Below are 14,472 nucleotides of genomic sequence, written 5' to 3' on the forward strand. Positions count from 1 at the left end.
CACTTCTCGGAGGCGCGCATGGCGATCGACGAACTGGACGGGCGGCTGATCGTGCTGCTCGCGCGGGAACCGCGGATCGGGGTCCTGGAGATGTCCCGGCGGCTCGGGGTCGCCCGCGGCACCGTGCAGGCCCGGCTCGACCGGCTCACCTCGAACGGGGTGGTCCGCGGATTCGGCCCCCAGGTGGACCCGGCCGCGCTCGGCTATCCCGTCACCGCGTTCGCCACGCTCCAGATCCGGCAGGGCAAGGGGGCCGACGTCCGGGCCCATCTGGCGGACGTGCCCGAAGTCCTCGAACTGCACACGACGACGGGCAGCGGGGACATGCTGTGCCGGCTCGTCGCCCGTTCCAACGCCGATCTGCAACGCGTGATCGACCTGGTCGTCGGGTTCGACGGCATCGTGCGGGCGTCCACGGCGATCGTCATGGAGAATCCGGTGCCGCTGCGGGTGATCCCGCTGGTGGAACAGGCGTCGGGGCTGACATGACGCCCGCCCGGCGGGCCGGGGTCAGCACGAGGGGACGGAACCGGAGCCCTTGCGCAGGTCCGTCAGGGCGGCGACCGTGCCCTTGAGAGTACTCACCGGGATCAGCCGCATCGAGTCCGGCGCCGACGCCTTCGCGTCACCGCACTCCGCCTTCGGTACGAGGAAGACGGTGGCGCCGTCCCGGTCGGCGGCCTGCACCTTGAGGGAGACCCCGCCGACCGCGCCGACCTTGCCGTCGCCGTCGATGGTGCCGGTGCCCGCGATCGACTTGCCGCCGGTCAGATCGGCGCCGCTGCCGTCACCGTCGAGCAGGTCGATGATGCCGAGCGAGAAGAGCAGACCGGCGCTGGGCCCGCCGACATCCCCGAGCTGCAGCCGCACCTTGATGTTCGAGGTGGTCGTGCCCTCGGCCTCCAGGTAGTTGAGGGCGGCCTCGGTGGCGGCGTCCTGCGAGCCCTTCATCTCCCGCTTGTTGTGCTGCTCGATCTCCTTGGTGGAGTCACCCTCCGGGTAGACGGAGTCGCGCGGCATGATCGCCCGGTTGTCGGCGAACCACCCGTCGAGCACGTCACCCAGGCGCACGGTGGCCTCCGGCCCGGTCGCCACGATCGTCACCGCGCGGAGCGCTCCGCTGGGCTTACGGGTCGGAGCGCCGGTGATCTTGATGACGGGCTTGCCGTCGTCCTTGCCGAGCACGTTCGTCGTGGGCCCCGGCTGCGCCACCGAGAACGGCAACGGCGCGAACACGGCCACCGCGAGCAGCGCGATCACCGGGAGCGCGCAGAGGATGAGGGCAGCGGGACGACTGAGGCGGGTGAGCACGGGGCCAATCTAACGCGGCGGGGGTTTGTTGTGCGGGGCTGGGCGTGTGGGGGGTTCCGGTGATGCGCGGGGTGCGGGTCTCGTCGTGGCCGGTCGCGCAGTTCCCCGCGCCCCTGAGATGCGCACTGCGTGCGGCATCTTCTCTGGTGCTGGGAAGGCCCGGCGAAGCCGGCGCCTTCAGGGGCGCGGGGAACTGCGCGAGCAACCACGACGCGACCTGCACCCTAACGACGGGACGGCAGGCCCCCAGGGGCGCGGGGAACTGCGCAATCAGCCAGCACCCCGCACCCCGGCCACCAAAAAAGGCCCAGCCAAGCTCAACCCAGGCCCACCAATATCCGGCCCTCAGCGGAGCGCATCCGCAACCTCCCGAGCCGCATCCATGACCCGAGGCCCCACCCGCTCAGGCACCGCGTCCGCGAGCATGACGACCCCGACGGACCCCTCGATCCCGGTCACCCCGAGCAGAGGCGCCGCCGCCCCACTGGCCCCCGCTTCGAGCTCCCCGTGCGTCAGCGTGTACCCGGGCTCAGGCAGCACCCCGCGCCGCGAGGCGAGAATGGCCCGCCCGGCGGCCCCCCGGTCCAGCGGATGCCGGAACCCGGTCCGGTAGGCGACGTGATAGTCCGTCCAGGTGGGCTCGACGACGGCGACGGCAAGCGCCTCCGACCCGTCGACCAGCGTCAGATGCGCCGTCGCCCCGATGTCCTCGGCCAGTGACCGCAGCGCGGGCAGCGCTGCTTCCCGTACCAGTGGATGGACCTGCCGCCCGAGCCGCAGCACGCCGAGCCCGACCCGGGCGCGGCCGCCGAGGTCGCGGCGGACGAGGGCGTGCTGCTCGAGCGTGGCGAGCAGGCGGTAGACGACGGTGCGGTTGACGCCGAGCTTGTTGGACAGCTCGGTGACGGTCAGCCCGTGGTCGGTGTCGGCGAGCAGTTTGAGGACGCGCAGTCCTCTGTCGAGCGTCTGGGAGGTCTCCGCGGTCACGACGCCCACTCCTTATTGGTGAGGGCCGACGGTCTCCTACGCGGCGGTTGCGCCACCTGTCCCATGGGCGACGCGCGTGAGAGCCGCCGGTCGGTGATCAGGCGCTGGGCTGCATGCTGCATACGGCTCTACGGCTGCAGACGACTGTCTTCGTGCGTACCGGCTGCGCTCCGCGGCGGCGCTGCCACGGGGCGTGTGCGTTGCCGGGAATGTAGCGAGGTCGTCCCGCTGAGCGGAAGACTCCGTCCAGAATCCGGTCAGCGGGAAGCCTGGGTTGGCAGGGATTGCCCGTACTTGGCCCCCGTGTCACTTCATGCGGGTGGCCCACTCCTGCACCTTGGCGATGCGCTGCCGCAACTGCCCCGCGGTGGCCTCGGCGCTCGGCGGCCCGCCGCAGACGCGCCGCAGTTCGGTGTGGAGCACTCCGTGCGGCTTGCCGCTCTGATGCACGTAGGCACCGACCAACGTATTGAGCTGCTTCCGCAACTCCATCATCTCCTTGTGGGAGACGACGGGCCGCCGTTCGGCGGGCAGTTCGAGGAGGTCGGCCTCGGTGTCGGGCTTCTTGCGGCTGTGGGCGATCTGCCGGGCCTGCCGCTTCTGCAGCAGCAACTGCACCTGGTCGGGTTCGAGCAGCCCGGGAATGCCGAGGTAGTCCTGTTCTTCCTCGCTGCCGGGGTGGGCCTGCATGCCGAATTCGGCCCCGTCGTAGAGGACCCGGTCGAAGACGGCCTCGGACTCCAGGGCCTCGAACGAGAACTGTTCCTGCTCCCCGGTGTCCTCGTCCTGCTCCTTGTTGGCCTCCTCCATCTCCTTCTCGGATTCGGCGTACGGGTCCTCTTCCCCGTCCTTCTTCGGCTTGTCGAGTACGTGGTCGCGCTCGACCTCCATCTCGTTGGCGAAGCCGAGCAGATCGGGAACGGTGGGCAGAAATACCGATGCGGTCTCACCGCGCCGCCGCGACCGCACGAAACGCCCGACGGCCTGGGCGAAGAACAAAGGGGTGGAAATAGTGGTGGCATAAACCCCGACAGCGAGCCGCGGAACGTCGACCCCCTCCGACACCATGCGCACCGCGACCATCCACCGATCGTCACTGGCGGAGAATTCGTCGATGCGCTTGGAGGCCCCGGCGTCGTCGGACAGCACGAGGGTGGCCTTGCTGCCGGTGATCTCCCGAATGAGCTTCGCGTACGCGCGCGCCGACTCCTGATCGGAGGCGATGACGAGGGCGCCGGCGTCAGGGATACCCTTCCTGACCTCGGTGAGCCGGGCGTCGGCGGCGCGCAGCACGCTCGGCATCCACTCGCCGCGCGGGTCGAGGGCAGTGCGCCACGCCTGACTGACGGCGTCCTTGGTCATGGGCTCGCCGAGTCGCGCGGCGATCTCGTCCCCGGCCTTGGTCCGCCACCGCATATTGCCGCTGTAGGAAAGAAAAATAACGGGCCGGACGACGCCATCCTGAAGCGCACTCCCATACCCGTACGTGTAATCAGCAGAAGACCGCCGAATCCCATCATTCCCCTCCTCATACTGCACAAAGGGAATGGGATTGGTGTCGGACCGGAAAGGCGTACCAGTGAGCGCGAGCCGCCGCGTCGCCGGTTCGAACGCCTCCAGGCACGCCTCGCCCCACGACTTGCTGTCACCGGCGTGATGGATCTCGTCGAGGATGACGAGCGTCTTGCGCTGCTCACTGCGGTTGCGGTGCAGCATGGGCCGCACGCCGACACCCGCGTACGTCACGGCGACGCCCTGGTACTCCTTGCTGAGCGGCCCCGCGCTGTACTCCGGGTCCAGCTTGATCCCTATGCGCGCGGCCGCCTCCGCCCACTGCTTCTTCAAGTGCTCGGTCGGCGCGACGACGGTCACCTGCTGCACGACATGGTGGTGCAGCAGCCACGACGCGAGCGTCAGCGCGAAGGTCGTCTTGCCGGCCCCCGGCGTCGCGACGGCGAGGAAGTCCCGCGGCTGCTCCTGGATGTACCGGTCCATCGCCGCCTGCTGCCAGGCACGCAGCTTGTTGGCGGTACCCCACGGGGCGCGGCCGGGGAAGGCGGGCGACAGGTGGTGGGACGCGGAGTTGGTGGCGGCGGTGGTAGTCACGGTCTCCGATTACTCAAGTTTCGACGGACGTATGACAACCGGGCCACCCTACCGGTGCGGAAGTCACGGAAGCGGGTTCGCGAGGCCGGGCGGGGGTCGGGTGGGACGCGGGTCACAACGGACCACGGCGCCCCGGCCGAACGGGGGTCATAGCGGGCCAGGCCGCCCCTGACCGGACGCGGGCCACAGCCGACTACGGCCCCCTGGCCGGACGCGGGCCCCAGCGGACCACGACACCCCAGGCCGGACGCGGGTCACAGCCGACCACGACACCCCAGGCCGGACGCAGGCCACAGCCGACTACGGCACACCCGGCCGGATGCGGGTCGCAGCGGGCCACGCCGCCCCTGACCGAAAGCGGGTCACAACCGACCACGGACCCCCTGACCGGACGCCGGTCACAGCGGGCCACGGCACCCCTGGCCGAACGCAGGCCACAGCCGACCACGAACCACCGCCCCCGCCCCGGCCGTAACCAGACCCTCACCGCCCCGCCCGCCACAACCTGCCTGGTCCCGACGCACCACCCCGCCCGGAGCTCACCCCTGTCCGCGCACCATCACCCTCTGCCCTCACTCGCCACAGCGAACTGGCCCCCACAGCGCACTAGGCCCACCCCAGACAGCAACCCCGCACCCAACCCCGCACGCTCACACCCCCACCCATCGCACCGCAGCAGCCCGCGCCGCGCCCCGCCACGCACAGCACACCGCACACCGCACACCGCACACCGCCACTCCAAGAACTCCCGCCTACCCCCTACTCCCCCCGCTCCCGCAACCGCGTCCCCACCCAGGCCCCCACCAACGCCACCCCCGCCATCGGCAGGAAGACGGCGACGAAGGCCCCCGGATGCGATCCGCTCGCGCCCTGCGTCACCCCATGCGCCTGCCCCACCGCTCCCCCGCCCAGCGCGGCGAACGCCGCCCCGCCCGCCGCGAGCAGCACCACATTGGCGAGGCCGTCGGAGATCTGCAGGGCGGCGGAGTTCGCCCCGGCCTCCTCGGGCGCGGAGAGCTGGAGCAGCAGCACGCTGGTGGAGGAGATGACGAGCCCCATCCCGAGGCACCCGAACCCCCAGGCGACGGCCACCACCCACACCGGCACGGCCGCGATCAGCACACTCGGCGCGGCAGCGATCGCGGCGGCGACGAGCACCATGCCCCCGGCGACGAGCCGCTCCCGATACGGCTCGAACCGGGAACGTGCCTGCACCCACGACCCCAGCGCCCACGTCGCCCCGCCCGCGGCGAGCGAGAACCCGGCGAGCGTCGGCGACAGCCCCCGCTGGGTCACGAGCATCAGCGGTACGAACGACTCGGCCGCGATGAACGCCCCCGCCGCGACCCCGCGCAGCAGCACCACCGACGGCAACCCGCGCCGCGCCCGGTACGTACCGCGCGGCAACAGCCCGAGCACGGACGGTACGAGGAACGCGGCACCGACGACACCCGGCACCACGGAGAACGGCCGCAGGTCCTGCGCGGCGTACTGCAGCAGCCCAGCCCCGAGCGAGATCCCGAACGCGAGCCGGATCCGCCGCCGGTCGAAGGCGTCACCCCCGGCCCCGGGAGCCGCCCCGCCGGCCCGCCGCCGGATTTGCGGCAGGGCGAGCCCGAGCGGCAGCAGCACGAGTACGGGGATCCCGAGGAACACCCACCGCCACCCGAGATGCTCGGTCACGGCCCCCGCGGCCAGCGGCCCGACGATCGACGGCACGACCCAACTGGCCGCGAACGCCGCCATGATCGCGGGCCGCAACCGTTCCGGATAGGCCCGGCTGACGACCACATACAGCGCGACGATGACCAGCCCGCCCCCGAGCCCCTGCACGGCCCGCCCGCCGACGAACAACCACATCGTCCCGGCGGTCCCGGCGACCACGAGCCCCGCCGCGAACGCCCCGATCCCGACCGCCAACGGCCCGAGCGGCCCACGCCGGTCGGCCCACTGCCCGGCGAGCACCATCCCGAAAAGACTGGTGGTGAAGTACCCGGAGAACGCGAAGGCGTACAACGAAACGCCGTCCAACTCCCGCGCGGCGACCGGCATGGCGGTCCCGACGGCGGTCGCCTCGAAGGCGATGAGCAGCACGACGGTGACGATCCCGATGCTCAAGGCGCGATAGCTACGCCCGAGCACCCCTTCCCCAGCACCGAGGTCGGCAAGGTCCGGGGCAACAACGGCGACATCGTCTTCAAGGGCGGCCATACGCCTCAGAGTAAGGCCCGTACATCACACTGACCCCTGTCCAGCGACGGCATCGCCCTGGTCCCTTGGTCGTACGACCATGAACGCAATATGGCAGTCCCGTTGCAGCCCACCCCAAACCCTTGAGCACCCGCCCCCGCCGCCCCTACGGTCTTAGCAGTCAGCAACACCGACTCCCGGCCGTGTGCCCGAGTGGTTTAGGGATTCGCCTGCAAAGCGAAGCACACCGGTTCGATTCCGGTCACGGCCTCCGGCAGCCCAACGGCGCTGGGCTGCACGAACAAGAAGGGGCGCCCCGTCACGACGGGGCGCCCCTTCGTCGTCAAACGGTCCGGTGAGACAGGCGTTGCCTTCGAGACCAGTGCCAACACAGGGTCACGCATTTCCCCCCGTATTCGCCCGTCGGGGTACCCACCGGTGAACCCGTCGACGCAAGCGGCCCATCCAGGCCGCGTCAACATACGTCCGACTGCGGCACTCACGACACCCCGCCTCCCCCTCGCCATGAAGTCCGCACGTCATCGGGCATTCACCGCAGTCAACACCTGCGAAGCCGCCACCTCGACCTGTGATTGTCACAATTGCGGATCGCTAACTTGAGCGCAGCTGCCACATCAGACATACGGGGGACGGTGCTCACCCATGGCATGGGACGAGTGGGAACAGCTCAAGACGGACGCCGCGGAGCGGCAGTCGACGCGGATGAGACTGAATCAGGCCGGCGGCGGAGGGGCCGCCCCGCCCCTCCCCGGCAAGACAGGTGACCTCACCGTCAAAGATGCCGATCTGGCCAAGATCGGCAGTCACGCACAGGCCCTCTATGACGGCTTGTGGGACAAGGCCCGAGTCGCCGACGCCAGCAGCGACAAAGCCGCCGGCAACCTCCTGGGCCAGGGCTTCTCGCTGGGGTCCGGCCTGCGGCACGTGGCGAGCCGATGGGAAGCGCAGCTCAAGTCCCTCATGGACGCCTGCGCACACATTTCGAACCACATGCAGGTCACGAAGAAGGTTCACGCCGGGGACGAGCACTACATCCGGCGGAAGATGAGCAGCATCGACACCCTCGACAGGGGTTTCGACGAACGTGTCGGCGAGCCCGGCCGTCCGAATGCCTCCTCCTACGGCAGGCCGGACGAGAAGAAGAGGGCCACCTGATGAACTTCGACGATCTCCTCGGCGCCGACTTCAAGCTGCTCGACGACGCCGTCGAGGACTGGCGCGCTCTCGCCTCCCACTTGGCCGAACTCAAGAAGCAGGCCGACGACGGACTGCACAGGGCCGCGAACAAGGCCGACTGGACCGGCATGAACTCTCAGGTGACCAAGGAATTCATCGGCAAAACCGCTGGAGAGTTCAGCGACGCCCACACCCAGTCCCGGACCATTCACAGCATCCTCGATGACACGCGGGGCGAGCTGAAGGGCTACCAGACGCAGCTCAAAGAGGCTGTTGCCCGCGGTCGCGAGAAGAACATCAAAGTCATCGGTCGCGAAGGTGGCTTCACTGTCACCACGGACATCCCGCCGGAGGCCCGCGCCCACGCGGACAAGAACAACCAGAAAGACATCAACGCGCTGCGCGACGACATCCAACGGATTCTGCGCGATGCGGACGAGAGCGACACCTCCGCGAGCAAGATCCTCAAGGCCCTTGCCGACCAGGCCGAGATGGGCTTCTCGGACGCGACCTACAAGAGCCGGGACGACGCGGCCGCGGCCATGAAGGAAGCCGAGGAACTGGCAGAGATCGCCAAGAAGAACCCTGGGGACCTCACGGTCAGGGACTTCGACCGCATCAATGCCGGGCTGAAGAAGTACAAAGACGACGACTTATTCTCGGAGCGGTTCGCCACCGCGCTCGGTCCGAAGAAGACCATGCAGTTCTGGGCCGGTATCAACGATCCCGGCACGAACTGGGGCATCGGCCACGACCGCCGCGACCAACTCGACGACCTGCAGCGCAACCTCGGCTTGTCCCTCGCCAACGCGTCGCAGAGCGACTCGACGGCCATGGACGACTGGCGGCGCCAGGTCATCGATCTGGGCGACAAGCCTCTCTATGGCAATAAGGGCGGCCCCATGGGCTTCCAGGTCATGAGCAACCTGATGCGAACCGGCGACTACGACGACCAGTTCATGAAGGACTACGGCACGAAGCTCATGGCCACGGAACGCCGACTCACCGGCAACGGTGAACACGCGAACCTGGCCTGGCAGCACATGGGCACTGATCAGATGCTCAATCGCATCGGCGAGGACAGCGGGAGCGACCCCTTCACCGGTTACCTGAAGGGCCTGTCCAACAGCCCCGATGTCGCTACGGAGTTCTTCAACCAGGAATTCATCTCGAAGAACGATCCCGGCAACCCGTTCGAGCACGACACGGACGGCGACGGGAAAATGGGCAGGAGGACGCTGTCCAACTTCGACTACCTCTTCGAAGAGCGGGACTGGCCCGAGGAGACCGACTCCCACGGTGATCAGCTCAACACCGGGAAGAACAACATGGCGTTGGCCCTCGAAGCCGCCACCACCGGGCACCCGGCCGGAGAGTACCCCACCGCAGATACGCCTGCTCACAATTCCGGGCAGACCAAGCTCGTGGAGCGAATCTTCGCTTCCGTCTCGGAGGACCCCGAACGCCTGAGCAAAAACAGCTACATGTCGGACAGCATGGGTCAAGTTGCCGCAGAATACATGCCGGACATTCACCGGGGTCTGCACGCCGGTTCTGCGGGGGAAGAAAAACTGTTCCCCAATGCCGGCAGTACTGCAAGCTTGAGCGAGAAAGACATCACCAGGTTCCTCTACACGGTCGGCCGCAATCCAGAGGGGTACGCCGCAGTGAACCTGGGGCAAGCCAGCTACACCAGCCATCTGATGCAATACCACTTCCAGCACCCGGATGCGTATGCCGCCGACTCACACTTTCCGCCTGAGCAATCCCTGCAACAGGCGGTCGGCCACGTCTCCCGAACGGCAGGCAACATTGAGGGACTGATCGGCGGAGGACGCGCGTTCGAGGGCGAGGTGGAGGGCGGCGCGAAGGACGCCGATTACAACGAGGCCATTGAGTCCGCATCGACCTGGGGCGGAAGCCTGGTCGGGGTAGGTGTCGGCCTGGGGACCGCACCGATCGGCGGCCCCGGCGCAGCCGTGGCAGGAGGGTTGGCCGGAACGGCCGCGAGTGAAATCATCGGCTCGATCACCGATGGATCCATGAAAGACAGTTCCGGTAATGTCGTCTACAGCAACGGTGAGCACATCGAGGGCACCAGGGATTCCGCCTTCACCATGGTCGAAGAAGCGACAAAGAAGGCAGGAGTCAATTCAGGTCACCGGTATCCCCTGATCGAGGCATCGGTTGCCGAACATGCGAAGACGGGCTTCGACGACGCCGGTCAGAACGTGCACGACTATCTTGACGGTGAAGGCAAAGCCAAGGAACTCGACACGGAAGAATGAGCCTTGAAACTGAACCGGCCCATGACCCTGGCCGCTGCCGGAGTGACTGTTCTCATCACCGCATGGGCGCTCACATATGCGCTCAAATGGCCCCCCTTCAGGGAAAAGGGCGAAATCAATACGGCTGATGTATGCGCGTCCCTGGGGCACTCGAAACAAGTGGCCGGCGCTCTGGGTAAACTACTACCGGAAAGATCCTCGTACGCCTTCGATGACACCGGCAGCGGAGGCGTCGACGAGTCGGGGCTCAGTTATAGGTCTTCCTGCCTGATCACAGGACGAAGTAAGGCTGTTCTGCTCAGGACGCGAACGGAGTCGATGCCGTCCGAGCCTGCGGAAGATTGGCTGAAGTGGGTGCGGACGACGGCGCGCGACGAAACTTCCGTGCGAGCCTTCACTCAATTCCCCGCAGGTGACAAGGGCGCCGCCTCCAACAACTTCGCGGCCGTCTTCCTCCCTTGTGTTGCCGGGCAGGACGGACAGCGCCCCCAGTACAACATCAGCCTCACTGTCGAACTCGGGCGTCGGGGCGATTCCGCAACACGAGCGCAACTCATCGATCTGGCTCGGAGCGCAGCCTCGTACGCTCACGAGAAGGCTGGGTGCGACATCCCTCTCAACCGGGCATCAGCGCCCTCCGTTCGCGGCTGAGCTCAGGGGTTGCGGTACGGGTTGTCAGCTGTGGTGTGGTGGCTTCCGGCATATGGCTGCATCGGCGCACCCGGTGGTGGGAGCTGCCGGTCGTCCCCGCGGCGGCGCCGAGCCAGGCCGAACGCGGTGGCGCCCCCGATCACCGCGGCGGCCGCGACGCCCACGCCGATCCACAACCCCGTGTTGCTGTCGTCGGACTGCGCGGTGTTCTCCGTGTCCTGGGCAGTGGCGGCGGAGGCGCGGTCGCCGGTGCCCGTTGACGCTTCGGGAGACGGTGTCTTCGCCGCCGCCGGATAATCCGCCATCGGAAACTCGTCCGCCGGCCCCGGGTCCCCCGGATCGGTCAGGGCGATGCGGGGGCGGACGGCGCCGTAGCCGATGTAGTCGCTGCGTTTGTTGTTGTCGTCCTTGACGCCGCCGATGGTGTTGAGGATGACGCGGAGGATCTGGTTGTTGGTCCAGTCCGGGTGCTTGGACCAGATCAGGGCCGCGCTCGCCGAGGCGAGGGCGGTGGCGTCGCTGGTGCCGTGGGTTCTGCAGTAGCCGGTCTTGCCGCCGCAGGCGTGGACGATGTCCATACCCGGGGCCGCGATGTCGACCTGCGAGCCGTAGGTGGACTCCTTCGTACGCCGTCCATTCCTGTCGATCGCTGCGACGCCTACGACGCCGGGGGTGGCGGCGGGGTACTGCACCAGGTTGGTGGTGGCCCCGTCGTTGCCCACACCCGCGAAGATCAGTGACCCCTTGCCCAAGGCGTATCTGACCGCTTCGGTCAGTCGCGGGGTCTCTCCCGTGGCCGCCTGCGAAATGTTGATCACCTTCGCGCCGTGGTCCGCCGCGTACCGGATGCCTTTCGCGGCACCTTCGAGGGTCCACTCATCGGATTGCGCGCCGTTGGCGGCCTTCTCGGCTTGCGGCAGACGGATCGGGAGGATCTTGGCGCCCGGCGCGAGCCCGAAGGCACCGTTCCCGCCATTGCCGGCCCCGGTTCCGGCGATCATCCCCGCGATGCCGGTGCCGTGACCGTCGTAGTCCGTGTGCTCGTCACCCGCCGGTCCCTCGGCCAGGTCCTCGCCGGGCAGGACCTGGCCGCGCAGATCCGGGTGGTCGGCATTGACGCCGGTGTCGATGACCGCGACTGTGACGCCCTTGCCGGTACTCGTCCGCCACATCTGGTCCGCCTTCATGGCGTCCAGGTGCCACTGCTGCGAACGGAACGAGGCGGCTTGCGCGGGCGTGGCCGCCAGGGTGCCCACCAGGAGCAGTCCCAAGGCTGCCGACGCCGCCGCGCCGAGACTCCCGCGGTGGATGCCTCCGGTGGGCATCGGGCGCATGGGACTACCTCTCGTCGTTCTTCGTCTGGTCCGCGACAACAGGGGGCACATTACGGCGCCCGTCCGGCTGCCACGTCGTCTGATCCTCGGTCACGTAGTCCGGACGGTCGCTCTGCGCGTCGTCCTGACGTCCGTTGCCTCGCGGCCCCCTGGGTGCGGCACCAGTGCCGCCGCGGCCCGCCGCACCGGTCCGGTCATCGCTCGTCCCGCCGGGCGCGCCCTGGGGGCGGACAAGCCCCGACCCGCCGCGGGTGAAGGCCCGGGAGTTCGGTCGCTGCTCCTTGCTCGGCCGCCCGCCGACGACGCCCTTGTCCCCGGTGGCCCCGGCGGACAGCCGGCCCTGCGTGCCGCGCGTGCCTCCGCTCGTGGCCGTCGGCCTTCCGCTGATGCCTGCCGACGGCTGCCCCGACGGTCCGCGCGCCCCTGTGGCACCGCGTGAGCCGCTCGGGCTCTCAGAGCCCATGACGGTGCCTCGCGGTACGCCGGTTCCTGCCCTGCCCGTCGTCGGCTGCGGGCGCCCGCCGGTGACTCCGCCCTGGGCGGGGGCTCGTCCGGCCGAGGGGCCGGCGGGCCGCCCCGTGGCGGTCCCGCCCTGCGGGGGCAAGGTGCTCTGGGTGGCTCGGCCGAACCCGTTGGAGGCCGGTGGAGTACCCGGCCTGGCCTGCGGGCCTGCGGCAGGGGGACCGCTGACCGGGCGCCCTCCCGGTGGATTGCCCGTACCGCGTGCGGCCGGGGCGGGCGTGCCGGTGATGCCGTACGTCGGGGGAACCGGAACAGGGCTGACCGGGCCGCCGCCCCCGGGGCCGGTCGGGCCCGTGGCGCCTGGCGGGACGGCGGTGCTCGGCGACTGAGGGGCGATGGGCAGCGTGTTGACGGAGTCGATGTCCATCCGTGACGGTGCCTCGGGCACGACAGGGGTGGCCCCCGCAGCGGGGTCGACGACGGTCGGGCGCGTACTTCCGGGGTCGGCGTGCGTCGGGCCGGGTTCGACCGCGACGTGCCGTGCCTCCGCGTGTCCGGTGACCGGGGCTGCCTCAGCGTGTCCCATCGTGGGAGCGCTCGAAGGGCCGGTGACGGTTCCCCGGGCCTGACCCCCAGCCGGTGAGCCGCCGGTCGTCGAACGGCCGGGCTCTGCGGCCAGGTCTTCACCGTCGCCGTAGATCTGCCCCGCCGCCGGGTCCTGAATGACCTTCGGTGGCGGCGGAAATTTCAGCAGATCCGGCTTCCGCGCCGCCGCCATCTGGCTGGTCGACAGTGAGTACGCCTGCCCCAGTTTGTCCAGCTCGTCGGCGGTCTGCTGGCGGATCGCCATGTTCTTGGAGAGGATCGTCTGGGAGTCGGGGTCGTTGTGCGCGGAGCGTGCCGCGTCGATGTTGGCGTCGACGTTCTCGTCGCGCGGGACCGAGGTCTTCGCCTTGCTGATCGCCTGGGCCGCGTGGCCGAGCCACTTCGACGACTCCTGGCTGTAGTCGCCCAGCGCCACGGTCGCGTTGGCCAGTTTGCCCGCCCACTGGCGGAAGGAGTCGGCGCCCTCGCCCTTCCACTTCACCCACTGCGGGCGCACTTTGAGCTCGTCGGCGATGCTGTGGATCTCCTTGGCCGCGGAGGCGAGCTTGTCGGCCGCCGCCTGCACCGTGCCCGCGTCCGCGGCGTCGAGCCACGCCAGCATCTGCTCGTGCGTCATGCCGTCGAAGGAGGTCTTCTTCTGCCCCGCCATCAGAGCCCCGTCTCCTGTCCGCCGCCGTGATTCGCCGTCCCGGGCTCCGCTGTTCCGGGGTCCGCTGTTCCGGGCGCCGCCGCGCCGGGGGTGTCGGACGACTTGGTCCGCGCGGGCTCCGGCACGTACTCCCCGCCATAGTGATGCGTGGTCTCCGCGCTGATCGCCGCCATCCGGCGCCGCACGTCCATGTCGACGTTCTCGTAGCCCTTGTGGGAGGCCATGACGGCGATGCCCATGGCCTCGATGGAGTCGGAGAGAAGTCTGGAGAGGTTCTCCAGGTCGGCGATGACCGTGTCGTACTGGGTGAAGACCTGGTGGGCCTCGTGCCAACTGCTGTGGCCGCCGCCGAACTTGGTGCGTTCCAGCGCCTCCTGGCCGACCTTCTTCGGGCCCGCCGGGGATTCGCTCAGGTCTTTGATCAACTGGTCGACCCGCTGCTGGAACTTGGTGAACGACTCCAGCTCCGTGACGATGTCCCCGACCGCGTCCTTGGCCGCCTCGACCACGCCGAACGGCCAGCCGCCCAGGCCGGTCGAGCCCCCGCCCTTGTCGTGCGTCATCGCGTCCGCACCTCCCCGTTCCCCCATGAGCACATACTGCGCGTCTTTACAACAAGTAGGTCGAGTGACAACTCTAGCCACCCGCACTGACAGTGCGCAGGGGTCACAGGTGACACCACCGTCGCTAT

Annotated in this window: 10 protein-coding genes and 1 tRNA gene; 4 read left to right on the forward strand and 7 right to left on the reverse strand. The window is 68.9% G+C overall.

Annotated elements, in window-relative coordinates:
* Positions 1 to 18: 18 nt before the first annotated feature.
* Complete coding sequence (locus ABZ877_RS15545) at positions 19 to 489, forward strand: Lrp/AsnC family transcriptional regulator (RefSeq protein ID WP_361070252.1); 471 nt, start codon at positions 19 to 21, stop codon at positions 487 to 489.
* 21 nt (positions 490 to 510) lie between these two features.
* Here the strand turns inward: ABZ877_RS15545 and ABZ877_RS15550 are convergent, their stop codons facing one another.
* From ABZ877_RS15550 to ABZ877_RS15565, 4 genes are all read right to left on the reverse strand, one after another.
* On the reverse strand, positions 511 to 1,311 hold the full coding sequence (locus ABZ877_RS15550; RefSeq protein ID WP_361070254.1) for a S16 family serine protease: 801 nt from the start codon (positions 1,309 to 1,311) through the stop codon (positions 511 to 513).
* A 345-nt stretch (positions 1,312 to 1,656) separates the two neighbouring features.
* Positions 1,657 to 2,298, reverse strand: coding sequence for a helix-turn-helix domain-containing protein (locus ABZ877_RS15555; RefSeq protein ID WP_361070256.1), 642 nt, complete (start codon positions 2,296 to 2,298; stop codon positions 1,657 to 1,659).
* Between the two features lie 306 nt (positions 2,299 to 2,604).
* On the reverse strand, positions 2,605 to 4,404 hold the full coding sequence (locus ABZ877_RS15560; RefSeq protein ID WP_361070259.1) for a DEAD/DEAH box helicase: 1,800 nt from the start codon (positions 4,402 to 4,404) through the stop codon (positions 2,605 to 2,607).
* A 759-nt stretch (positions 4,405 to 5,163) separates the two neighbouring features.
* On the reverse strand, positions 5,164 to 6,615 hold the full coding sequence (locus ABZ877_RS15565) for an MFS transporter (protein WP_361070262.1): 1,452 nt from the start codon (positions 6,613 to 6,615) through the stop codon (positions 5,164 to 5,166).
* Positions 6,616 to 6,793: 178 nt separating this feature from the next.
* Here ABZ877_RS15565 and ABZ877_RS15570 point away from each other — a divergent pair.
* The 3 genes from ABZ877_RS15570 to ABZ877_RS15580 all read left to right on the forward strand — a co-directional run bounded on the left by ABZ877_RS15570 (position 6,794) and on the right by ABZ877_RS15580 (position 10,079).
* A tRNA-Cys gene (locus tag ABZ877_RS15570) sits at positions 6,794 to 6,865 on the forward strand.
* A gap of 392 nt (positions 6,866 to 7,257) precedes the next feature.
* Positions 7,258 to 7,770, forward strand: a complete 513-nt coding sequence (locus tag ABZ877_RS15575) for a hypothetical protein (protein ID WP_361070264.1) — start codon at positions 7,258 to 7,260, stop codon at positions 7,768 to 7,770.
* A complete protein-coding gene (locus ABZ877_RS15580) occupies positions 7,770 to 10,079 on the forward strand; it encodes a hypothetical protein (RefSeq protein WP_361070266.1) in 2,310 nt (769 codons plus the stop codon). The genes ABZ877_RS15575 and ABZ877_RS15580 overlap by 1 nt, the downstream gene beginning before the upstream one ends.
* A gap of 653 nt (positions 10,080 to 10,732) precedes the next feature.
* On the opposite strand, the gene mycP is transcribed toward ABZ877_RS15580, so the two are convergent.
* Genes mycP through ABZ877_RS15595 form a run of 3 tightly spaced genes read right to left on the reverse strand, consistent with a single transcriptional unit; the run spans position 10,733 to position 14,344 of the window.
* Positions 10,733 to 12,064: a type VII secretion-associated serine protease mycosin gene (gene mycP / locus ABZ877_RS15585; protein WP_361070269.1), complete on the reverse strand. Its 1,332-nt coding sequence runs from the start codon at positions 12,062 to 12,064 to the stop codon at positions 10,733 to 10,735.
* A gap of 4 nt (positions 12,065 to 12,068) precedes the next feature.
* The gene (locus ABZ877_RS15590; RefSeq protein ID WP_361070271.1) at positions 12,069 to 13,781 is read right to left on the reverse strand and encodes a hypothetical protein; all 1,713 of its coding nucleotides are present in this window, start codon (positions 13,779 to 13,781) and stop codon (positions 12,069 to 12,071) included.
* Positions 13,781 to 14,344 (reverse strand): hypothetical protein, encoded by a 564-nt coding sequence (locus tag ABZ877_RS15595; RefSeq protein WP_361070274.1) that lies wholly within the window; start codon positions 14,342 to 14,344, stop codon positions 13,781 to 13,783. The genes ABZ877_RS15590 and ABZ877_RS15595 overlap by 1 nt, the downstream gene beginning before the upstream one ends.
* Between the last annotated feature and the right edge of the window lie 128 nt (positions 14,345 to 14,472).

Source organism: Streptomyces sp. NPDC046939 (genome assembly GCF_040644575.1).
Lineage (GTDB): Bacteria > Actinomycetota > Actinomycetes > Streptomycetales > Streptomycetaceae > Streptomyces.